A 21,024-nucleotide genomic window follows, 5' to 3' on the forward strand; every position below is an offset into this window, starting at 1 on the left:
GTCGAATACTGCTGTCACGCTGTGCATCCCAGTGCGGTTCGCAGGGTCGAGAGGTTCTGTCGCATGGCCGACAGATAGTCGCCGCCGGACGGCCGGCTCTCCATGGGGTCGAGCACCGCGGTCTTCGCCCCCACCTCATTGGCGAGGACCTCGGCGACCTTGGGGCTGACGAGGGCCTCAGTGAAGATGGTAGTGACGTTCTCGGCCTTGGCGACCTTGGAGACCTCGGCGATGCGGGCGGGGGACGGCTCGGCCTCGGGGTCCATCGTGATGCCGACCTGCTTGAGCTTGTAGCGGTCGGCCAGGTAGCCGAACGCCGCGTGCGCGGTCACGATCGACCTGGTCGAGCAGGTGCCCAGCCCTTTGGCGTACTCCTGGTCGAGAGCGGTGAGCGCGGCGACGGTCTTGGCGGCGCGGTCCTTGTAGGCCTGGGCGTGCGCGGGGTCGATCGCGGCGAGCCGCTCGCCCAGCTTGGTGGCGACCCCCGCGAACCTGCTCGGGTCGAGCCACAGGTGCGGGTCGTAGGCGACCTCGTGCTCGTGCTCGTGCGCCTCCGCGCCCCCGTCCGCTGCCTCCGCCTCCGTCGCGGGCAGCGTCTGTACGGCGGCGGCCGCGTCGAACCCCTTGTCGCCCGCGTTCTGCTCGACCGCCTCGTCCACCGCGGGCTGCAGGCCCTTGACGTAGGCGGTGAGCGTGGCCCCGCCGACGTCGGCGACCTGCTGCGGCGTCAGCTCCAGGTCGTGCGGCTCGACGCCGGGCGCGGTCAGCGTCTCGACGGAGACGGCGGAGCCTGCGATCTGCTCGGTCAGCCACTGCAGCGGGTAGAAGGCGGCCACGACCTTCGCCTTCTCGCCGGGCTTCACGGCGGCGGGGGAGGTCTCGGCGGCGCCTGACCCGCAGGCGGCGGCGGTGACCAGGAGCGTTCCACCGGTCAACAGGGTGAGAAAACGGGTCTTAAGGGGCATCACATCCGTCAGTATGGACCAGAATGAAAATGGTTGTCAAAGTCCCCGTGGAGTGCCGGCGGGGGCCCGGCGCGTAAGGTCAAGGGAGCCTTCATGCTCGTGTGCATGGCAAGGTTCGTCTCGTGAGCACGAACGCAGCAGGCCACCCGACCGGCGGCCATGGGCACAGCGGAAGCGTGAGCTGGCCCGAAGCACGCGCCATCGCACTGCGCGCCGCGCCCGCGTGGCCGGTGGCGGAGGTGCCTCTGCCCATGGCGTACGGCTGCCGCCTGGCCCGTCCGCTACGGGCGCTCGCCGCGGTGCCCGGTGTGGACGTCTCGGCCATGGACGGCTACGCGGTCGCGGGGGAGCAGGGCCCGTGGCGCGTCGTCGGCAGGGTACTGGCTGGAGGGCACGCGCACGCCGAGGTGCTGAAGCCGGGATGCGCGGTGGAGATTGCCACGGGAGCGCAGGTCCCCGAGGGCGCGACCGCGGTCCTGCAGTACGAGGCGGCCGTCGAAACCCCCGCACCCCCGCGAGATGCCGCGCCCGGCAGGGGCTCAGCCGCGGGCAGGACGTCGGCTGTCTCGGGTGATGGAGGGGAGGCCCCGCCGGATCGGGAGGCGGCCGGGCCGGAGGCTTCCCGTGAGGCCGAGGTACTGGTGCACGGGGTGGTCGAGGAGGGGCGGCACATCCGCCGGCGCGGGGAGGACATCGGGCTGGACGAGGTCGTCCTCGCGGCCGGGACCACGGTGACGCCCGCGGTGCTCGGGCTGGCTGCCGCGCTGGGGCACGATGTGCTCGCCGTCCATCGACGTCCCGAGGTGGCGGTGCTGGTGACGGGGGACGAGGTGGTGGACGAGGGCCTGCCCGAGCCGGGACGGGTGCGTGACGCGATCGGTCCGTTCCTGCCCGGGCTGGTCGAGTGGGCGGGGGGCAGGACGGGCGCCCGCCTCAGGCTCCCGGACGGCGTCGCCCCGCTCCAAGCCGCCCTCCGCCGCCATCCGGAAGCCGCAGGAGGCGGCCAGGTGGGAGGCGCGGGCGAGGCGGAGGTGATCGTGGTGTGCGGGGCCTCGTCCAAGGGACCTGCCGATCACCTGCGTGCCGTGCTGGACGAACTGGGCGCTGACGTGCTGGTCGACGGTGTCGCCGTGCGGCCGGGCCATCCGCAGCTCTTGGCCCGCCTGCCCGGTGGACGGCTGGTCGTCGGCCTGCCGGGAAACCCGTTCGCGGCGCTGGCGGCGGCGTTGACGCTGCTGGTCCCTGTCCTCAAGGGCGAGCGGTACGAGCCGGGCGAGCGCACGACCCTCGCTGGAGCGGCGAAGGCACGACAACCGGCCACCGACAGCAACCGGGGCGCAGCGGTTCAGCAGGGTCCAGGTCAGCAGGGTCCAGGTCAGCGGGGCTCAGTTCAACAGGGTTCTGGGCAGTTGGGGGAGGCTCGGCAGGGTTTCGGTTGGCAGGGGCCGGACATTCGGGAGGGGCTGCGGGCCCGCGGGTTGGCGCATCACAAGGACACGCGGTTGGTGCCCGTGCGCAGGTCGGGGAAGGGGGCCGTGCCTGTTGGGCACGATCGTCCCGGCTCGCTCTGGGGGGCCGCGCTCGCCGACGCGTTGGCCGTGATTCCGCCCAGGTGGGACGGCGAGCCGGTGGAGTTGCTCGACCTGCCGGACTGACACGGACGCGGTGACAGGGATGGCCAACGCCGCTGCGGTTCGCTGGTGCGGGCCGTCACCCAAGGGCAGCAGGGTGAGCGGCTGCCCGGCAACTTCCCGAACTACACGATGCTCTCCCACTGAGCGCGATGGAGGTGACCGCGTCGAGGGTGGCGCTGCCGGGACGCAGGTAGTCGTTGTGGCCTCCGTCGCCCCCGTCGAAGACCCTGGCGCCGAACCCGTCGCCGACGGGATCGGCGCCGAAGCCGATGGGGCCGAGCCGTACTCCCGCCCTGAACACGTCGTCCTTCCTGGACAGCGTGGCCCACACCCTGGCGGGCGTGCGCAGCTCGGCCCTGGTGGCCACGCCCATGCCGGGGCTGCCGAGCGCGACGATGTCGTCGACGGGCAGTCCGGGCGCGGCCTTCCCGCACACCACCGTGCCGTAGCTGTGGCAGACCAGGGTGATCCGCTTCCTGTCGCCCAGCGCCGTCACCAGCGTGCGCAGCGCCTTGGCGCCCTTGGCGGCGGGCAGCGTGGTGAGCACGTCCCAGTCGGTCATCTCGGGCGCGTCGTAACCGAGCCAGCCGATGACGGCCACCTTGCCGCCGGGCTCCAGCGCCGCCGCCCTGGCGTGCAGCGCCTTCGCCGCACCGGCGGGGGAGGCGGAGGCGCCGTCGAAGTCGCGCAGGCCGAACCCGGTGCCGGGGACGAAGACGATCACCTTCGTGGCCGTGGCCAGATCGCCGACCACCTCGATCGCCCGCCCGTCGCCGGCCTGGTCGTAGGCCAGCAGCTGGCGGCCGGGCCCTGCGGCAGCGGCGTTGGCGGTGTAGCGCTCGCCCAGTGCCGCCGCCGTCATCGCGGGCAACTCCAGCGGGCTCGTGCCGGGCAGGCAACCGGCGCCTGTGGCGCACAGCACGAGCACGACACCGACCAGAAAACGACGCATGACTCCGGACCGTACGTCACCGCGACGCTAGCTCGCGTCACGCTCAGGTCGGATCCCCGGGGTGGGCCTTCAGAACTAGAAGGCGCCGAACCTGTCGGCCGCCACGAGGATGAGGAAGGTCAGCATCACCACGCGCAGCAGCTTGCCGCCGACGCCGAGCGAGGGCCACGACAGGTAGGCCAGCCACCCGATGAACGCGGCCACCGGCAGCACCGCGACCCCGCCGAGCCAGCTGTCGAGCACGAACCCCGCCAGCAGCAGGATCACCAGCAGCGCGGGCGCGACCCAGCGCGGCACCTGCGTGAACAGGAACGTGATGGGTACGGCGCTGCGCTGCTCGACCGCCTTGCGCACGCCCGTGGCGCCAGGCGTGAAGAACTGCTCGCCAGGCGGGAGGGGCTTTCGAGTGGCCACCTGACGAGCCTAGCGCGGCACCCGCCCGCCCCTGAAGATTCGCCACAGAACCCACGCCTGGATCATCCCGATGGGCAGCAGCGAGCCCGGCAGGTAGGACGCGACGAGCGAGAGGGGGAGCGCGAGCGGGATCCAGTAGACGAGGGCGAAGCTGCCCGCCTCGTAGGCGGACGCCACGATCCCGAACACCGCTGCCGAGGTCACGAGCAGCAGGTAGACCATGGAGACGACCAGCGCCACCCGCCCTCGCCGGTAGCCGTCCGCCCGGTCGCCGAGCGTCTCGGCGGGACTGCGGCCCCTGATCAGCAGCCAGACGAGCACCGCCTGCACGATGCCCGCGATCGTGTAGGCGCCGGCGGCCGAAGGCAGCAGCCCCAGGCGGCGCAGGCCGTAGGGGAGGAGGGAGACGGGTGAGGTGAGCTCCCCCAGCGGGCCCTCGCCGCTGAGCTCGTCGACCTGCCCCGTGAGGGTGGCGACGCTCAGATAGCCGACCACGGCGAGGTAGGCGGCCGCGGCGGCGAGCGCGAGCTGGGAGCGGCGGATCCTGAAGAGCACGCATCAGGATAGGCCTCTTGTCTGACATCCTGGATCGCGTGCTCGCACTGATTCGCTACACCGTCCCCGAGGCGCGCTCCCAAGAGTTCCTCAAGCAAGGCCAGGAGATCATCGACGTGCTCGCCGCGCAGCCAGGCTACGTGCGCGGGCGCCTGTGCCGCTCGGTCGACGAGCCCAACCTGTGGGCTCTGGTCAGCGAGTGGGAGGGCGCGGGCTTCTACCGCCGCGCGCTGTCGGCCGCCAGGATGGCGATGTATCCCCTCATGATCCTCATGGTCAACGAGCCCAGCGCCTTCGAGGACGTCTACGTTTCCGTAAGAGACGAATAGTCGCGCGCGGGGGCTGCCGGATGTCCCCTAAGCTGGGATCTCATCAATTCCACTCGCCGACCTCCAGCCGGAAAGAGATTCAGCCAATGGCACGCCGGACCGACGTCATGGACACGATCGTCAGCCTCGCCAAGCGACGGGGGCTCGTCTACCCGTCGAGCGAGATCTACGGAGGCCTGCGCGCGTCGTGGGACTACGGTCCGCTGGGCGTGGAGCTGAAGAACAACGTGAAGCGCCAGTGGTGGCTGTCGATGGTGCAGGCCCGCGAAGACGTGGTCGGCCTCGACTCCTGCGTCATCCTGGCCCCCGAGGTGTGGCAGGCCAGCGGCCACGTCGAGACCTTCACCGACCCGCTGACCGAGTGCCAGTCCTGCCACAAGCGCTTCCGCGCCGACCACCTCACCGAGGCCTACGAGGAGAAGCACGGCAGGCCCCCCGAGAACGGCCTGGCCGACATCACCTGCCCCAACTGCGGCAACAAGGGCGGCTTCACCGAGCCGCGCCAGTTCAGCGGCCTGCTGAAGACCTACCTCGGCCCCGTCGAGGACGAGTCGGGCCTGGCCTACCTGCGCCCCGAGACCGCGCAGGGCATCTTCATCAACTACGCCAACGTGCAGCAGTCGGCGCGCAAGAAGGTGCCGTTCGGCATCGGCCAGATCGGCAAGTCGTTCCGCAACGAGATCACGCCGGGCAACTTCATCTTCCGCACCCGCGAGTTCGAGCAGATGGAGATGGAGTTCTTCGTCAAGCCCGGCACCGACGAGGAGTGGCACCAGTACTGGATCGACGAGCGCTACCGCTGGTACTCCGACCTGGGCATCAACAAGGACAACCTCCGGCTCTACGAGCACCCGAAGGAGAAGCTGTCCCACTACTCCAAGCGCACCGTCGACGTGGAGTACCGCTTCAACTTCGCCGGCTCCGAGTGGGGTGAGCTCGAGGGCATCGCCAACCGCACCGACTTCGACCTCAACGCTCACTCCAAGGCGTCGGGCGTCGACCTGTCGTTCTTCGAGCAGGACACGGGCGAGCGCTACGTGCCCTACGTCATCGAGCCGGCCGCCGGTGTCGACCGCGCCACGCTGACCTTCCTGCTCGACGCCTACACCGAGGACGAGGCGCCCAACGCCAAGGGCGTCATGGAGAAGCGCACGGTGCTGCGCCTCGACCACAGGCTCGCGCCCGTCAAGGTCGCGGTCCTGCCGCTGTCGCGCAACGCCGACCTGTCGCCCAAGGCCAAGGATCTGGCCGCCCAGCTGCGCAAGCGCTGGAACGTCGAGTTCGACGACGCGGGCGCCATCGGCCGCCGCTACCGGCGCCAGGACGAGATCGGCACGCCGTTCTGCATCACGGTCGACTTCGACACCCTCGAGGACCACGCCGTGACCATCCGCGAGCGCGACTCGATGGGCCAGGAGCGCATCGCGCTCGACCAGGTCGAGTCCTACCTGCGTCAGCATCTCAACGACTGATCCCTGAACCGGCGGGAGGGCGAGCCTCCCCTCTCGCCGGGCTCGTCGGCGTCGGATCTGAGTACCCCTGTACTCATGTGGGCCATCTGTGGCGCGATCTACGTTTCGGCCATGAGACGAGCAATCACCGTCGGGATGGCCGCCGCGCTCGCCGTCGCGGGCGCGGCGGCCCCCGCCCTGGCGCTTCCCGCCGTCCCCGCCTCCGCGCGGACGTGCGGCTTCGAGATCCGCGACCAGCAGATCCAGATCCGCTACGACCAGCTCGGCGGCCGTGCCGTACTCGGCTGCCCGGTCGGCGACGCGCAGGAGACCTTCGAGCCTCCGGGCCGGCGCCAGTCCTTCGACTACGGGCAGATCGCCTTCTCCCACGTCAACGGCCAGATGCGGGTGCTGTCGGTCAGCTTCGTCCGGCACCAGCGCAAGATCAGGTTCATGTTCGGGCGCGCCTTCGAGGGTGGCAGGTTCTCGATGCGCATCTGGGGGAACGGCGTCGCGCGCATCCCGAGGACGTTCACCACCTCGGCGGCCAAGCCCGTCGAGACCTACGACCTCGTCGACCCCTACTCGGCTCGCACGTACCGCTTCGACGTGCGGGCCGACGTCTGCGGCACGCAGCCGGGATGCTCGACCGGCACCTACAGGCAGCCGTGGGCGTGGGCCGAGTGGAAGTACCAGCTCAAGATCGACAACGGCTGACCTCAGGCCAGGTACGTGCCGAACCAGTCCGTGAGCCGCTGGTAGGCCTGGGCCGCCGCCTGCGCGTTGTACCGCGGGCCCGTGTCGTTGAAGAACGCGTGGCCGACGCCGGGGAAGGTGACGATCTCGTGCTTGAGACCCGCCTTCTCCAGCGCGGCCCTCGCGGCGTCGCGGGTGGCGTTCACCCTGTCGTCCAGTTGAGCGTAGACGGCGAGGACGGCCGCCTTGCTGCCGGTGAAGTCGGCGCCGTCGGGCAGCGGGCCGTAGAACGGCGCCGCCGCCGACAGCCGCGGTTCGGCGTTGGCCAGCAGCAGCCACGTCATGCCGCCGCCGAAGCAGAACCCCACCATGCCGAGCTTGGCGCCCTCCTCGCGCTTGCCCAGCTCGGTCACGGCCGCCTTCATGTCGGCGACGAACCGCTCGGGCGGGATCTCGCCGAGCTTGGCCATGACCTGCGCCGTGTCGCTGAAGGACTCCGTGCCGCCCTCGCGCGACAGCAGGTCGAGCGCCAGCGAGGAGTAGCCGTCGGCCGCCAGCCGTCCCGCGACCGAGCGGATGTGGTCGTTGAGCCCGCGGTTCTCGTGGATGACCAGGACCGCTCCCTTGGGCTCCCGCGCCTTCGCCCACGCTGCCCGCAGGGTCACGCCCTCGGGTCCGGCGAACGTGACGGCCTCGGTCGGGAGCGGTGCGGGCCCGGCGGGGGAGGCGGGCGCGCTGGACGCGGGGCTGGGGGTGGGCGTGGCCGTCGCGGCGACCTCCGCATCCGCCCCGCACGCGGCCAGCAGTGCGGTGGCGGCAGGCAGGCCGACTCCGAGCAGGCCGAGCCTGCGCAGTGCCTCACGGCGGGGGATGAGCCCTTCGACATGATCGAGTGCGATCTCTTCCGCGAGGTAGCGCTTGAAGGGTGACATCATGCCCGGATCGTAAGCCGCACCAGCGAAAGCCCCGGTAAAGCTCGCCATGGCCCGAGCGGTGCGCGACCGAAAATTCCGACAAAGGCAAGCGTCACGGCTGGAAGGCGGGGCGGGTCACGGCGTCGCGCGAGGGGCGGAGACGGCGGTGCCGACGATGATTCACTCGCCGAAGGTCGTCAACATATAGGTTGGCTCGGAATACGAGGACTTCTGAGCCATTGGCGGGAAATATGCCGGAAATGCTGGACGGGCGCTACCAGCTGGACGAGCCGATCGGGCGCGGCGGAATGGGCGAGGTCTGGCGGGGACACGACCCGCGGACCGGCAGGGCCGTCGCCGTCAAGATTCTCGCGCCGCAGGTGACGCAGCCCGCGGCCCGTGAGCGGTTCGCTCGCGAGGCGCGGGCCGCCGCCCAGATCGTGCACACGAACGTGGTGACCGTTTTCGACACCGGTGAGCAGAACGGGCGACCGTACCTGGTGATGGAGCTGCTGACGGGCCGCAGCCTTGCCGACGAGCTCGCCGACGGCCACCGGTACAACATCCCCGAGGTGTGCCGCCTGATGAGCCAGGCCGCCTCGGGGCTCGACGCCGCGCACAAGGCCGGGGTGGTCCACCGCGATGTGAAGCCCGCGAACCTGCACAGGACGGCGGACGGCACGCTCAAGATCGTCGACTTCGGCATCGCGCAGGTGGCCAGCGAGACCTCCCGCCTGACGACGGTCGGGACGGTCGTCGGCACGGCCGCCTACCTGGCCCCCGAGCAGATCAACGGCGAGCCCGGCACCGCGGCCTCCGACCTGTACGCGCTGGGCTGCGTCGCCTACGAGCTGCTCTGCGGCCAGCCGCCGTTCTCGGGCGGCGCGGCCGACCTCATGCGCAAGCACGTCTTCGAGGCGCCCGCCCCGCCCAGCCAGGTACGCCCCGACGTGCCCCCAGGCCTCGACAGGCTGGTGCTGTCGATGCTGGCCAAGGACCCCGCCGACCGGCCCGCCAACGCCGAGCAGGTACGGCAGGCCTTCGCCGCCTTCGCCTTCCCTGCGACCGTGCCGAACCCGCTGCCCCATGCCGCGCCGAACCCGACGGCCGTCCTGCCGTCCCATGACCACGCGCAGACGACGGACCTGCGCGGCACCCCCGCCGTGCCCGTGACGGGCGCGATGCTGACCGGCGGGGGTGCGCCGCCCGAGCCCTCGTCGCCCAACAAGAAACTGGCGCTCCAGGCGCTCGCCGGGGTGGCGGTGATCGCGGCGGTGGCGATCGGGGTGACGCTGCTCAACAGCGGAGGAGGGACACCGGACCCCACTCCCACTCCCACGCCCACGTCCGCGGCGGTCACGACCACCGAGCCGGAGCCGGCGCCCTCCGCCTCATCCACCCCCGAGCCGTCGTCGCTGATCGAGGCGGAGACGCCGGGGCCCGACGACGAGGAGAGCGACGAGGGCGACGACCCCTACGTGGGCGACGCCGGCGAATACACGCCTGCCGACGGCTGGGTGCCGTGGCTCGAAGGCTTCGACAAGGCGGTCTTTAAGCAGGAGGCGGCGGGCGGAATCGATCCTGGCCTGGCGAAGAAGGCCCACGACCACATTCGCGAGGCGGCCCGGCTGGCACAGAGCGGCGGCGAGGCGGAGGCGCGGGAGAAGGCACTCAGGGTCACCAGGGATCTGCTCAAGGCGGAGCAGAAGGGCAAGCTGAAGAACGGCCCGGTGCTGCAGTACGTGCGCAAGGCCGGTCTGGGCTAGAACGGGAACGAACGGCGCCGGAGATCACCTCCGGCGCCGTTGTCATGTCCGCCGACCGCGTTCAAAAAATTGGTTTAAACCAATTGGTATAAACCACTGAATTTACATTGGATTAGACCGGTAGATGTACCCTGAGCAGGAGAAACATCGACTTAACCGATGAGTGCAGTTTCGGGAGGTTCTTTATCGGTAGAGTCCGGAACGGAGGCGTTCGCAAAGGAGTTGTGGTGGCCAAGTACGTTTACGACTTCACCGAGGGCAACAAGGATCTCAAGGATCTTCTCGGGGGAAAGGGCGCCAATCTGGCCGAGATGACGAATCTCGGTCTGCCCGTCCCCCCTGGATTCACGATCACCTCTCAGGCGTGCCGCCACTATCTGGCGGAGGGCGCGGTCCCCGACGGGCTCGAGGCGGAGGTCGCCGAGCACCTGAAGGCGCTGGAGTCCGCCATGGGCAGGAAGCTCGGGCAGGCCGACGACCCATTGCTGGTCAGCGTGCGCTCAGGCGCCAAGTTCTCCATGCCGGGCATGATGGAGACGGTCCTGAACATCGGGCTCAACGACGAGTCGGTCCACGGCCTGGCCAAGCAGGCGGGCGGCAACGACCGCTTCGCGTGGGACTCCTACCGCAGGCTCATCCAGATGTTCGGCAAGACCGTGCAGGGCATCGACGGCGAGCTGTTCGAGCACGCCCTCGAGTCGCTCAAGGGCTCCCGCCAGGACACCGACCTGTCGGCCGAGGAACTGCAGGGCCTGGTCGAGACGTACAAGGGCATCGTGCGCGAGCAGACGGGCAAGGACTTCCCCGCCGACCCGCGCGAGCAGATGCGGCTGGCCGTCATGGCGGTCTTCGACTCGTGGAACGCTCCCCGCGCCGTTCTCTACCGCCGCCAGGAACGCATCCCCACCGACCTGGGCACCGCGGTCAACATCGTGGCCATGGTCTTCGGCAACCTCGGCGAGGACTCGGGCACCGGCGTCGCCTTCACCCGCGACCCCGGCTCGGGCCAGCAGGGCATCTACGGCGACTACCTCCAGAACGCACAGGGTGAGGACGTCGTCGCCGGCATCCGCAACACCATCCCGCTGCAGGAGCTCGAGCGCATCGACAAGACCTCCTACGACGAGCTGCTGCAGATCATGGAGAAGCTGGAGAACCACTACCGCGACCTGTGCGACATCGAGTTCACGATCGAGCGCGGCAAGCTCTGGATGCTGCAGACCCGAGTAGGCAAGCGGACCGCCGGCGCGGCGTTCCGCATCGCGACCCAGCTCGTCGACCAGGGACTCATCACCCTCGACGAGGCCGTGACCAGGGTCAGCGGCGACCAGCTCGCCCAGCTGATGTTCCCCAGGTTCTGCGCTGACGGCGAGCGCAAGCGCATCACCAAGGGCATGAACGCCTCGCCCGGCGCCGCCGTCGGCAAGGTGGTCTTCTCCTCCGAGCGGGCCGTGGAGCTGGCCGCCGCCGGCGAGGACGTGATCCTGGTCAGGCGCGAGACCAACCCCGACGACCTGGCGGGCATGATCGCCGCCCAGGGCGTGCTCACCTCGCGCGGCGGCAAGACCTCGCACGCGGCCGTGGTCGCGCGCGGCATGGGCAAGACCTGCGTCTGCGGGGCCGAGGAGCTGGAGGTCTCCACAGGCGAGCGCCGCTTCACCGCGCCGGGCGGCATCACCGTCAGTGAGGGCGACGTCATCTCCATCGACGGCAGCACGGGCGAGGTCTTCCTCGGCGAGGTGCCGGTGGTCGACTCGGCCGTCGTGGAGTACTTCGAGGGCAGCGAGCCGGCCGACGAGCTGGTCCGCGCGGTCGACCGGATCATGCGGCACGCCGACTCGGTGCGGCGGCTCGGGGTGCGGGCCAACGCCGACAACCCCGAGGACGCGGCCCGCGCCGTGCGGTTCGGGGCGGAGGGGATCGGGCTGTGCCGTACGGAGCACATGTTCCTCGGCGACCGCAGGCAGCTGGTAGAGGACCTCGTCCTGGCCGGTGACGCCGACGAGCGCCAGGCCGCGCTGGACGCTCTCGAACCTCTCCAGAAGTCCGACTTCATCGGGATCTTCGAGGCCATGGAGGGGCGGCCGGTCACCATCCGCCTCATCGACCCTCCGCTGCACGAGTTCCTGCCCGACCTCGTGGACCTGTCGGTCAAGGTCGCCAAGGGCGACGCCTCAGACAAGGACCGCGCGCTGCTGACCGCCGTCAAGCGGCTGCACGAGCAGAACCCGATGCTCGGCCTGCGAGGCGTACGGCTCGGCCTCGTCATCCCCGGCCTGTTCGCCATGCAGGTCAGGGCCATCGCCGACGCCGCTCGCGCGGTTCAGGGAGCCAGGCCGGAGATCATGATCCCGCTGGTCGCCGCCGTGCAGGAGCTGGAGGCGGTCCGCGAGGAGGCCGCCGCGATCCTGGAGGAGGCGGGCGTCGACGCGCTCATCGGCACCATGATCGAGACGCCGAGGGCCGCGCTCACCGCAGGTCAGATCGCCGAGGCCGCGGAGTTCTTCTCCTTCGGCACCAACGACCTGACCCAGATGACGTGGGGTTTCTCCCGCGACGACGTCGAGGCCGCGTTCTTCTCCCGCTACCTGGAGATGGGCATCTTCGGCGTCTCGCCGTTCGAGACCCTCGACAGGGACGGCGTCGGCCGCCTCGTCAGGATCGCGACGGAGGAGGGCAGGAAGTCCAATCCCGACGTCAAGCTCGGCATCTGCGGCGAGCACGGCGGCGACCCCGACTCCGTCCACTTCTGCCACGAGGCGGGGCTCGACTATGTGTCCTGCTCGCCGTTCCGCATCCCCGTGGCGCGCCTGGAGGCGGGCCGCGCGGTGCTGACCGGCGAATCCTCCGACACCCGCTGAGCCACCGTGCCGCCGGGCCCGCGACGGGCCCGGCGGCGCCCGGTCAGGGGCACGCCTGAGGCGGGCCCGCTCACGAGGGGACGAAGTCGGGCTCCACGCCCAGCCCCGCCAGCCACGAGCGCATCCCAGGCACGCCCGAGGGATCGGCGACCACCTGCGCGGCGTAGTCCGCCACCAGGACCTCCTCGCCGTCCTCGAACAGCAGCCTGGCGGGTCCCGACCACGACAGCGTCCACCGCGCCTGCCCGTGCTGGATGAGCGTCGCCTCGAGCGCCTGGCCCACGACGCCCGCGAGCAGCTGCTCTGAGGTGTTCCAGCCGAGCCCGCGCAGCTCGGCCTCCAGCGCCGCGTGCTGCCCGCGCGCCAGCGCCTCGAAGGCCGCGTCGAGGTACGGCACGCCCGCCCCCATGACCCGCTGCCCCGCCACGGCCAGGTCGCGCAGCGCCTCCTCGTTGCGCATCGCGTACATGCCGTAGGCGACCAGGTCCTCCCACGACACAGGGCGCAGGGTGGTGAGCGCCTCCTGCGTCCAGAACGACTGCTCGACCGCCTGCGCGGCCACCGACGCGTCCATCAGCAGCGCCGTGGCCGGGCGAGGATCGGGGACGTGGGCGGGCTCGGGCAGCAGTTCGATCGCGGCCAGGCGTTCGGCGAGGTTGGGGTGCGAGTCGTAGGGGGAGGTCTCCTCCGGCTGTTCGGCGATCTTGGCCAGCTCCGCCTGCCGTACGGGGTCGCCCATGAGCGCGCGGAAGCCGGCGAACACCGACGCGGGCCTGTTGCCCGCCAGGCCGGCCATGCCCATGTAGCGCTCCATGAACAGCTCCCACGCCTGCGCGGTGCCGTGGATCTTCGTGAGCGCGCCCGCCATCGCCGCCCTGCCCGCGATCGCGACGGCGAACGAGTCCGCCTCCAGCTCCTGGCGGCGCGAGACCGCCTGGGAGACGCGCAGGTAGAGCTTGGCGTAGTAGGAGAACAACCGCTGCACGAACGGGTGGTTGGCGAGCCCCTGCACGGCGGCGATCAGCGCCACCCTGCCCCGGTAGACGGGCGCGCCCAGGCGGGTGTGCGCGCCGCTGTAGTGGCCGAGCTCGTGCCCGAGCACGGCCCGCATCTCGTCGACCGTGAGCGTCTGCAGCAGCGGCAGCCCGATGTACATGCGCCGCCTGGACGCCACCAATCCGAGGAAGCGGGTGTCCTCGGCGACGGCGGCGTTGACCTCGCCTACCAGCCTGATCTCGTCCGGCGGCGCGGTCTTGACCCGCTGCGCGAGCTCCTCGACCGTCCGCCACAGCTCGGGCTCCTGCTCGCGGCCGACGGCCAGCCCCGGCTCCTCGCCCCCCTTCCTGCGGCTGACCATCCACAGGGCCCGCACCAGCGCGCCGGCGGCCAGGGTGAGCACGATCGCGAACTTGAGTCCCGCGGCGTGGAAGTCGAGGAAGAGGTAGACGTCGAAGAAGACGGCACCGGCCAGGATCAGGCCGACGAGCACGTAGAAACCGGCCAGCAAGGTGAAGGCCAGCACGGCACGGAACGCGGTGGTCACGCGGATGACCTTATAGGGCTATATGCCGTCTTCTGACCGGAAGGTTGACCGCCAGCCATGCCCCGCCGCGACCCGCCTCTCGCGGTTGCTCGTGGTCGTGGCCGTCAGCCGGTCGGCGACCGCGCACGCCTGGATCGCGGGGTCGTGGTGATCCAGTGCGGCCCTGATGGGTAAACTCACAGCACTTATGGGCCAATACACCGACCATGACCAGGAGCGATGGGTTCCGGAGCCCGCCGGTAACCCCGATCGGGGCGTGTTCGAACGCGACAGGGCCAGGGTCCTGCACAGCTCGGCCCTGCGCAGGCTCGCGGCCAAGACGCAGGTGGTGGGCCCTGGCGAGACGCTCGGCGTCGGCCAGCACATCCCGCGCACCAGGCTCACCCACTCGCTGGAGTGCGCCCAGGTCGGCAGGGAGATGGGCGCCACGCTCGGCGTCGACCCCGACCTGGTGGAGACGGCGTGTTTGGCCCACGACCTCGGCCACCCGCCCTTCGGCCACAACGGCGAGACCGCGCTCGACGAGCTGGCCGCGGCCTGCGGCGGGTTCGAGGGCAACGCCCAGAGCCTGCGCCTGCTCACCAGGCTCGAAGCCAAGGTGCTGACGGGGGACGGCCGCAGCGCGGGGCTCAACCTGACCCGCGCCTCGCTCGACGCCGCCGTGAAGTACCCGTGGACGCGCGGCAGCGGAGGCAAGTTCGGGGTCTACGACGACGACCTGCCGGTCTTCGAGTGGATCAGGGACGGCGCGCCCGCCGGAAGGGTGAGCTTCGAGGCCCAGATCATGGACTGGGCCGACGACGTCGCCTACTCCGTGCACGACCTGGAGGACGCGCTCCACTCGGGCCACGTCACCCCCGAGGCGCTCAGGTCGCGGGCCGAGCGCGAGGCCGTCTGCGAGCTGACCCGCCTTTGGTACGTTCCCGACGCCACCGGCGCGGAGCTGGAGGAGGCGTTCGACCGGTTGCTCGGCTTCTCGCTGTGGCCGCGCCGCTTCGAGGCCACGCTCGCCGACCTGGCCGGGCTCAAGGCCCTGACCAGCGGGCTGATCGGCAGGTTCTGCCGGTCGGCGCAGGCGGCGACCAAGGAGGCCTTCGGCTACCGGCACCGCGCCGACCTGGTGGTGCCGCGCGCGACGAGGCTGGAGTGCGCGCTGCTCAAGGGGGTGACCGCCCACTACGTCATGACGACGGAGGACCACCACGCCAACCAGGCCAGGCAGCGCGAGCTGATCTCCGAGCTGGCCTCGCTGATCACGCTGGGTGCGCCGCACACGCTCGAACCGGCGTTCAGACCGGCGTTCGTGGAGGCGAAGGACGACGCGGCGCGGGTGCGCGTGGTGATCGACCAGATCGCCTCCCTCACCGACACCTCGGCCGTGGCCTGGCACCGCCGCCTCTCCCGCTGACCCACCCCGACCTTAGGACTCTGGGCTGCTTCCGAGCGTCGGGCCTGCGGTGACGGCGTCGAAGGACGATACTCCAGAGCATGGCAACATTTGTGATCGTCGGCGCCGGGCTCGCAGGGGCCAAGGCGGCGCAGACGCTGCGGGAAGAGGGCTTCGACGGCGAGGTCGTGCTCATCGGGGCGGAGAACGAGCGCCCCTACGAGCGGCCGCCGCTGTCCAAGGACTACCTCCAAGGCAGGAGCGAGCGAGAGAAGATCTTCGTCCACCCGCCGGAGTGGTACGCCGACAACGCGGTCGACCTGCGGCTCGGCACCACCGTCACGGAGATCGACCTCGACGGTCACCAGGTCACGCTCTCCGACGACTCCCGCCGGCCGTACGACAAGCTGCTCATCGCCACCGGCGCCAGCCCGCGCCGCCTGCCGGGACGGGGACCCGTGCGGTACCTGCGGACGGTGGGCGACAGCGAGGCGCTCAAGGAGCGCTTCGCCGAGGGCGGCAGGGTCGTGATCGTCGGTGCGGGCTGGATCGGGCTGGAGACCGCGGCGGCGGCCCGCACAGCGGGCTGCGAGGTCACCGTCGTCGAACCCGAGCCCACCCCCCTGTTCAAGGTGATGGGGCCGGAGGTCGGCGGGATCTTCGCGGACGTCCACCGCGGTCACGGCGTCGACCTGCGGTTCGGCGTCTCGGCCGAGGAGGTGCTCGACGACGGCGTACGGCTGAGCTCGGGCGAGCTGCTGCCCGCCGACCTGGTGGTCGCCGGCATCGGCGCCGCGCCCGACGTGGAGCTGGCCCGCGAGGCAGGGCTCGAGGTGCGTGAGGGCATCGTCACCGACGCCGCCCTGCGCACCTCGCACCCCGACGTCCACGCGGCGGGGGACGTCGCCGAGACCTACAACCCGCTCTACGACAGGTGGCTGCGCGTCGAGCACTGGGCCAACGCGCTCAACGGCGGTCCCGCGGCGGCCAGGTCGATGCTGGGCCAGGAGGTCGTCTACGACCGCGTGCCGTACTTCTACACCGACCAGTTCGAGCTCGGTATGGAGTTCTCCGGCGACACCCACGGCTACGACGAGGTCTTCATCAAGGGCAAGGGGCTGGAGTTCATCGCCTACTGGCTGCGGGAGGGCTCGGTCATCGCGGGGATGAACGTGAACATCTGGGACGTCGTCGGCGACATCCAGAACCTCATCCGCTCCGGCGGGCCGCTACAACGTTGAGGTGTCGTTGAGCGACGGGGTCGGGGTGGGCGACGGAGTGGCCGGCTTCTTCTTGGGCGGCTTCTTCGTCTCCTCTTCTTCCTTCTGCGGCGTGCTCACCGACCTGCCGGCGCACAGCGTCGCACAGGCGGGCGTCTCGCCGACCTTGGTACGCAGCTTGAACGTCTCGTCCTTGGGGGAGAGCGTGCGGTTGCCCTTCAGCCACGCGTCCAGGTAGTCCCACGGCTCGACCATGCCGCGCCGTACCCACCAGAAGGCGGGGCCGGTCTTCCACGAGATCGCGAAGTAGAGGTTCGGGGCGGTGTCGCGGGCGTTGCCGGAGTTGCCGATCTGGCCGAGCTTCTGCCCCGCCTTCACCTTCGAGCCCGGCTTGAGCTTCGCGGAGACGGTGTCGAGGTGGCCGCCGAGATAGCGGACGCCGTCCTCCCCGATGATCGAGACGAATTTGCCCTCACGGTCGGGGCCGCGGTCGGTGGAGGGCGACCAGCGGTTGCTGAGGTTGATCTCGTCGACCACGCCGTCGATGGGCGCGATGAACGCGCAGCCCTTGTCGGCCCAGATCGTCGTCTTGGGAAGGATGAGCAGCTTACGCTGGTAGCTCGCCTTGCAGCCCTTGACGGGGAAGGCGTACTTGTACTTGGACACCTGGGGCGGCGGCACTTTCACGGGGTCGGCGGCGGCCGGGCGCTGCACGCTCGACTGCTCGTCGGTGCCGGGGGTGCCCGAGGGCGCGGGGGTGAGGGCCACGGCCTCGGCGGGGGCCTTCATGCTGACGCCCGCGACGCCGGTGGCGTGCGCACACCCTCCGGTCAGCAGGACGCCGACCACGACTGCACTGAGACGCCCCGATCGCATGATCTCCACCCGTGTCACAGTATCCAACGACAACCTTTACCTTTGTAACCGACCCGGGGAGCGGTCACGACCGGTTTCCACTTATCCGTCCGTCCTCGCCCGCCGTTACGTGCCCACCCCGGCGAAACTGTCGGACAGCGCCACTAGACTCGCGGCGTGGCAGGCCGGATCCGTGACGTCGACATCGCGCTCGTACGCGAGCGTTCCCCGATCGCCGACGTGATCGGGGAGCACATCCAGCTCCGCAACGCGGGCGGCGGCAATCTCAAGGGCCTGTGCCCGTTCCACGATGAGAAGAGCCCCTCCTTCAACGTCACCCCCGAACGCGGGATGTACTTCTGCTTCGGCTGCGCTGAGGGCGGCGACGTGATCACGTTCGTCGAGAAGATCGAGCACCTGTCCTTCCACGAGTCGGTCGAGCGGCTGGCGCAGCGGGCGGGCATCCAGCTGCAGTACGAGCAGGGCGGCTACGTCCCCAAGCGCGACCAGGGAGAGCGGGCCAGGCTGATCGAGGCGCACAAGGCGGCCGCCGAGTTCTATGTCGAGCGGCTGTTCTCGCCGGAGGCGGCACCGGGGCGCAGGTTCCTGTCCGAGCGCGGCTTCGAGCGGGCCGACGCGGAGCTGTTCGGCGTCGGCTACGCGCCCAACGAGTGGGAGGCGCTGACCCGCCACCTGCTCGGCAGGGGCTTCACCGCGCAGGAGATCGTCAAGGGTGGCCTGGCCAAGGAGGGCAGGCGCGGCCCCATCGACCGCTTCCGCGGGCGGCTGATCTGGCCGATCCGCGACGCGACGGGCGACGTGATCGGGTTCGGCGCGCGCAAGCTCCTCGACAGCGACGACGGCCCCAAGTACCTCAACACGCCCGAGTCTCCCCTCTACAAGAAGTCGCAGGTCCTCTACGGCATCGACCTGGCCAAGAGGGAGATCTCCAAGCGCTCCCAGGCGGTGATCGTCGAGGGCTACACCGACGTGATGGCCTGCTACCTGGCGGGCGTGCCGACCGCGGTGGCCACCTGCGGCACCTCCTTCGGCGAGGAGCACATCAAGATCCTGCGCCGGTTCCTGCTCGACCAGTCGGCGGCCACCGGCGAGGTGATCTTCACCTTCGACGGCGACGCGGCGGGGCAGAAGGCCGCGCTGCGGGCGTTCGCCGACGAGCAGAAGTTCGTCACGCAGACCTACGTCGCGGTGCAGGCCGACGGGCTCGACCCGTGCGACCTGCGGGTCAAGCAGGGCGACGCGGCCGTGCGCGACCTGGTGGCCAGCAGGGAACCGCTGTTCCAGTTCGCGATCCGCAGCACGATCTCCCGCTACGACCTGCGCACCAACGAGGGCAAGATCGCCGCGCTCGACGCGGCCGCGCCGATCGTCGCGGGCATCAAGGACACGGGACTGCGCAAGCGCTACGCGATCGACCTCGACAGGTGGCTCGGCTTCATGGACGAGCGGTTCGTCATCCAGCGCATCGCCGAGGTCGGCGGCGCGCAGGTGGCCAGGCGGCAGCGCGCCCCCCAAGCCGCGCTCGCCGAGCCGCACGTGCGCGTGGAGGGCGAGCTGCTCAAGCTGGCCGTACAGCGGCCCGCGCTGGTGGGGCCGCGCTTCGACGCCCTGGACGCCGGGGCGTTCACCACGCCCGAGCACGCCGCGATCCACTCCGTCATCACGGCGGCGGGCGGCGCCGTGGCGGGCGGCCCTGGTGGCAGGGAGTGGGTCGACCGGCTGCTGGAGCAAGCCCCCGACGAGACGGTGCGCGGGCTGGTCACCAAGTTCGCCGTCGAGGCCATCAAGGCCGACGCCGAGGTCGAGCAGCGCTACGGCACGGAGCTGCTGGCCGCCGTCGAGGGCATCGCGGTAGACCGGGCGATCGCACAGGTGAAGTCGAGACTGCAGCGGCTCAACCCGGTGGAGGAGCCCGAGGAGCACCGGCGGTTGTTCGGCGAGCTGCTGGGGCTCGAACGGCAGCGCAAGGCGCTCAGGGAAGGCGCGGTAGGCGGCTGACGGCCCGGCCCTCCCTGGGGCGCGCGCTTCCGTACGGCCGTACCGGTACACCATTCGGGAAGGCCGTAGAGGCACGGCTGAGACACGTCCGGCCGCAGCATTGCGAACTCGATCGCGTAATTGGCTTTTCTTTCCTGATCAAACTATGGCCAAACATTAATAAGATCTCGATTCGGTAATGATGCAGGGCTTACCTCAAGTGACAAAAATGGGTCTGCCATTTTATGGAAGCAATACTGCAGACTGTGTCCCGTGGGTGCATCGGTGCTGCCAAGTGGGCCGCCATCGGTAGACCAGGTGGCGGACCTTGTCGCGAAAGGAAGAGAGCGCGGAAGCGTAACCGTCGATGACGTAGCCGCCGCGCTCGACCGCTCCGAGCTGCCGTCCGACGCGCTGGAGCGCGTCGTGCGGATGCTCGCCGAGAACGGGGTGGAGGTTCTCGAGCCGCAGGGCGACGAGGAGACCGCACGCCCTGATGAGGAGGACGTAGGCAAGCGGGCGCCGACCAGCGATCTGGTCCGCATCTACCTGCGCGAGATCGGCCGGGTCCCGCTGCTCACCGCGGAGGAGGAGGTGGAGCTCGCCAAGTCCATCGAGGCCGGGCTGTTCGCCGAGGACAAGCTGACCAACGGGATCGCCAGGCTGGCCTTCCCGGAGTTCAGGGAGCTGGTCTGGCAGGGCACGCGGGCCAAGCAGCGCCTGATCGAGGCCAACCTGAGACTGGTGGTCTCCATAGCGAAACGGTATGTCGGGCGCGGCATGCTCTTCCTCGACCTGATCCAGGAGGGCAATCTCGGACTGATCCGCGCGGTCGAGAAATTCGACTACACCAAGGGCTACAAGTTCTCCACGTATGCCACGTGGTGGATTCGCCAGGCGATCACCCGGGCCATTGCCGACCAGGCGCGCACGATTCGAATTCCCGTGCACATGGTGGAAACGATCAACAAACTGGTTCGGGTGCAGCGTCAGCTCCACCAGGATCTAGGGCGGGAGCCCGCGCCCGAGGAGATCGCGCTCGAGATGGACCTGCCCGTCGACCGCGTGGTGGAGATCCAGCGGATCGCGCAGGAGCCGGTGTCGCTGCAGTCGCCGATCGGCGAAGAGGACTCCGACCTCGGTGACTTCATCGAGGACGCGGACGCGGTGGTGCCCATGGAGGCGGCCGCGTTCATCATGCTGCAGGACCAGCTCGACGACATCCTCGCCACGCTGTCCGAGCGGGAGCAGCGCATCATCCAGCTGCGCTTCGGCCTGGCCGACGGGCATCCGAGGACGCTGGAGGAGGTCGGCAGGGAGTTCGGCGTCACGCGGGAGCGCATTCGCCAGATCGAGTCGAAGACGCTCGCCAAGCTGCGTCACCCGACCCGCGCCCAGATGTTGCGCGACTACCTGGACTAGCCGTGCGTCAGTCGAGGGAGCCCCGGGAGGCATCTCCCGGGGCTCTCCTGTCGTCGGGCCCC

Annotated in this window: 17 protein-coding genes; 10 read left to right on the forward strand and 7 right to left on the reverse strand. The window is 70.2% G+C overall.

What is annotated here, in order from left to right:
• Window positions 1-14: 14 nt before the first annotated feature.
• Window positions 15-965 (reverse strand): metal ABC transporter substrate-binding protein, encoded by a 951-nt coding sequence (locus tag AB0B45_RS32765; RefSeq protein ID WP_358138473.1) that lies wholly within the window; start codon window positions 963-965, stop codon window positions 15-17.
• A gap of 122 nt (window positions 966-1,087) precedes the next feature.
• On the opposite strand from AB0B45_RS32765, the gene AB0B45_RS32770 reads away from it, so the two are divergent.
• The gene (locus AB0B45_RS32770) at window positions 1,088-2,620 is read left to right on the forward strand and encodes a molybdopterin molybdotransferase MoeA (RefSeq protein ID WP_358138475.1); all 1,533 of its coding nucleotides are present in this window, start codon (window positions 1,088-1,090) and stop codon (window positions 2,618-2,620) included.
• Between the two features lie 55 nt (window positions 2,621-2,675).
• Here the strand turns inward: AB0B45_RS32770 and AB0B45_RS32775 are convergent, their stop codons facing one another.
• The 3 genes from AB0B45_RS32775 to AB0B45_RS32785 all read right to left on the reverse strand — a co-directional run bounded on the left by AB0B45_RS32775 (window position 2,676) and on the right by AB0B45_RS32785 (window position 4,520).
• Window positions 2,676-3,551 carry an alpha/beta hydrolase gene (locus AB0B45_RS32775; protein WP_358138477.1) on the reverse strand — a complete coding sequence of 292 codons (876 nt, stop codon included), beginning with the start codon at window positions 3,549-3,551 and terminating at the stop codon, window positions 2,676-2,678.
• Window positions 3,552-3,626: 75 nt separating this feature from the next.
• The gene (locus tag AB0B45_RS32780) at window positions 3,627-3,965 is read right to left on the reverse strand and encodes a DUF6703 family protein (RefSeq protein WP_358138479.1); all 339 of its coding nucleotides are present in this window, start codon (window positions 3,963-3,965) and stop codon (window positions 3,627-3,629) included.
• Between the two features lie 9 nt (window positions 3,966-3,974).
• Window positions 3,975-4,520: a hypothetical protein gene (locus tag AB0B45_RS32785; RefSeq protein ID WP_358138481.1), complete on the reverse strand. Its 546-nt coding sequence runs from the start codon at window positions 4,518-4,520 to the stop codon at window positions 3,975-3,977.
• Window positions 4,521-4,558: 38 nt separating this feature from the next.
• Here AB0B45_RS32785 and AB0B45_RS32790 point away from each other — a divergent pair, with 38 nt between their 5' ends.
• From AB0B45_RS32790 to AB0B45_RS32800, 3 genes are all read left to right on the forward strand, one after another.
• A complete protein-coding gene (locus AB0B45_RS32790) occupies window positions 4,559-4,849 on the forward strand; it encodes an antibiotic biosynthesis monooxygenase family protein (protein WP_358138483.1) in 291 nt (96 codons plus the stop codon).
• An 86-nt stretch (window positions 4,850-4,935) separates the two neighbouring features.
• Window positions 4,936-6,321: a glycine--tRNA ligase gene (locus tag AB0B45_RS32795; protein ID WP_358138484.1), complete on the forward strand. Its 1,386-nt coding sequence runs from the start codon at window positions 4,936-4,938 to the stop codon at window positions 6,319-6,321.
• 111 nt (window positions 6,322-6,432) lie between these two features.
• Window positions 6,433-7,017: a hypothetical protein gene (locus AB0B45_RS32800; protein ID WP_358138485.1), complete on the forward strand. Its 585-nt coding sequence runs from the start codon at window positions 6,433-6,435 to the stop codon at window positions 7,015-7,017.
• Window positions 7,018-7,019: 2 nt separating this feature from the next.
• On the opposite strand, the gene AB0B45_RS32805 is transcribed toward AB0B45_RS32800, so the two are convergent.
• Window positions 7,020-7,931, reverse strand: a complete 912-nt coding sequence (locus AB0B45_RS32805; protein WP_358138487.1) for a dienelactone hydrolase family protein — start codon at window positions 7,929-7,931, stop codon at window positions 7,020-7,022.
• Between the two features lie 230 nt (window positions 7,932-8,161).
• Here AB0B45_RS32805 and AB0B45_RS32810 point away from each other — a divergent pair, with 230 nt between their 5' ends.
• Window positions 8,162-9,676: a serine/threonine-protein kinase gene (locus tag AB0B45_RS32810; RefSeq protein ID WP_358138488.1), complete on the forward strand. Its 1,515-nt coding sequence runs from the start codon at window positions 8,162-8,164 to the stop codon at window positions 9,674-9,676.
• Between the two features lie 227 nt (window positions 9,677-9,903).
• Complete coding sequence (gene ppdK, locus AB0B45_RS32815; protein ID WP_358138490.1) at window positions 9,904-12,537, forward strand: pyruvate, phosphate dikinase; 2,634 nt, start codon at window positions 9,904-9,906, stop codon at window positions 12,535-12,537.
• Between the two features lie 70 nt (window positions 12,538-12,607).
• On the opposite strand, the gene AB0B45_RS32820 is transcribed toward ppdK, so the two are convergent.
• Entirely contained in the window at window positions 12,608-14,080 is a 1,473-nt protein-coding gene (locus AB0B45_RS32820; RefSeq protein ID WP_358138492.1) for a M48 family metallopeptidase, read from the reverse strand.
• Between the two features lie 187 nt (window positions 14,081-14,267).
• On the opposite strand from AB0B45_RS32820, the gene AB0B45_RS32825 reads away from it, so the two are divergent.
• Window positions 14,268-15,488 (forward strand): deoxyguanosinetriphosphate triphosphohydrolase, encoded by a 1,221-nt coding sequence (locus AB0B45_RS32825; RefSeq protein ID WP_358138494.1) that lies wholly within the window; start codon window positions 14,268-14,270, stop codon window positions 15,486-15,488.
• A gap of 80 nt (window positions 15,489-15,568) precedes the next feature.
• A complete protein-coding gene (locus AB0B45_RS32830) occupies window positions 15,569-16,708 on the forward strand; it encodes an FAD-dependent oxidoreductase (protein WP_358138496.1) in 1,140 nt (379 codons plus the stop codon).
• On the opposite strand, the gene AB0B45_RS32835 is transcribed toward AB0B45_RS32830, so the two are convergent.
• Window positions 16,697-17,563 (reverse strand): M23 family metallopeptidase, encoded by an 867-nt coding sequence (locus tag AB0B45_RS32835; RefSeq protein WP_358138604.1) that lies wholly within the window; start codon window positions 17,561-17,563, stop codon window positions 16,697-16,699. The genes AB0B45_RS32830 and AB0B45_RS32835 overlap by 12 nt on opposite strands.
• Before the next feature lie 156 nt (window positions 17,564-17,719).
• Between AB0B45_RS32835 and dnaG the strand changes: the two genes are divergently transcribed.
• The gene (gene dnaG / locus AB0B45_RS32840; RefSeq protein WP_358138497.1) at window positions 17,720-19,561 is read left to right on the forward strand and encodes a DNA primase; all 1,842 of its coding nucleotides are present in this window, start codon (window positions 17,720-17,722) and stop codon (window positions 19,559-19,561) included.
• 297 nt (window positions 19,562-19,858) lie between these two features.
• Entirely contained in the window at window positions 19,859-20,962 is a 1,104-nt protein-coding gene (gene rpoD, locus AB0B45_RS32845; RefSeq protein ID WP_358138499.1) for an RNA polymerase sigma factor RpoD, read from the forward strand.
• The last annotated feature ends 62 nt before the right edge of the window (window positions 20,963-21,024 follow it).

Origin of the sequence: Nonomuraea sp. NPDC049152, from assembly GCF_040648355.1 — a bacterium.
GTDB lineage: Bacteria > Actinomycetota > Actinomycetes > Streptosporangiales > Streptosporangiaceae > Nonomuraea.

Bases quoted from the DNA above. Each gene is read 5' to 3' on its own strand.
- AB0B45_RS32765 (WP_358138473.1), bottom strand. From the start codon at position 965: ATGCCCCTTAAGACCCGTTTTCTCACCCTGTTGACCGGTGGAACGCTC.
- AB0B45_RS32775 (WP_358138477.1), bottom strand. From the start codon at position 3,551: ATGCGTCGTTTTCTGGTCGGTGTCGTGCTCGTGCTGTGCGCCACAGGC.
- AB0B45_RS32795 (WP_358138484.1), top strand. From the start codon at position 4,936: ATGGCACGCCGGACCGACGTCATGGACACGATCGTCAGCCTCGCCAAG.
- AB0B45_RS32800 (WP_358138485.1), top strand. From the start codon at position 6,433: ATGAGACGAGCAATCACCGTCGGGATGGCCGCCGCGCTCGCCGTCGCG.
- AB0B45_RS32805 (WP_358138487.1), bottom strand. From the start codon at position 7,931: ATGATGTCACCCTTCAAGCGCTACCTCGCGGAAGAGATCGCACTCGAT.
- AB0B45_RS32810 (WP_358138488.1), top strand. From the start codon at position 8,162: ATGCCGGAAATGCTGGACGGGCGCTACCAGCTGGACGAGCCGATCGGG.
- AB0B45_RS32825 (WP_358138494.1), top strand. From the start codon at position 14,268: ATGGGCCAATACACCGACCATGACCAGGAGCGATGGGTTCCGGAGCCC.
- AB0B45_RS32830 (WP_358138496.1), top strand. From the start codon at position 15,569: ATGGCAACATTTGTGATCGTCGGCGCCGGGCTCGCAGGGGCCAAGGCG.
- AB0B45_RS32835 (WP_358138604.1), bottom strand. From the start codon at position 17,563: ATGCGATCGGGGCGTCTCAGTGCAGTCGTGGTCGGCGTCCTGCTGACC.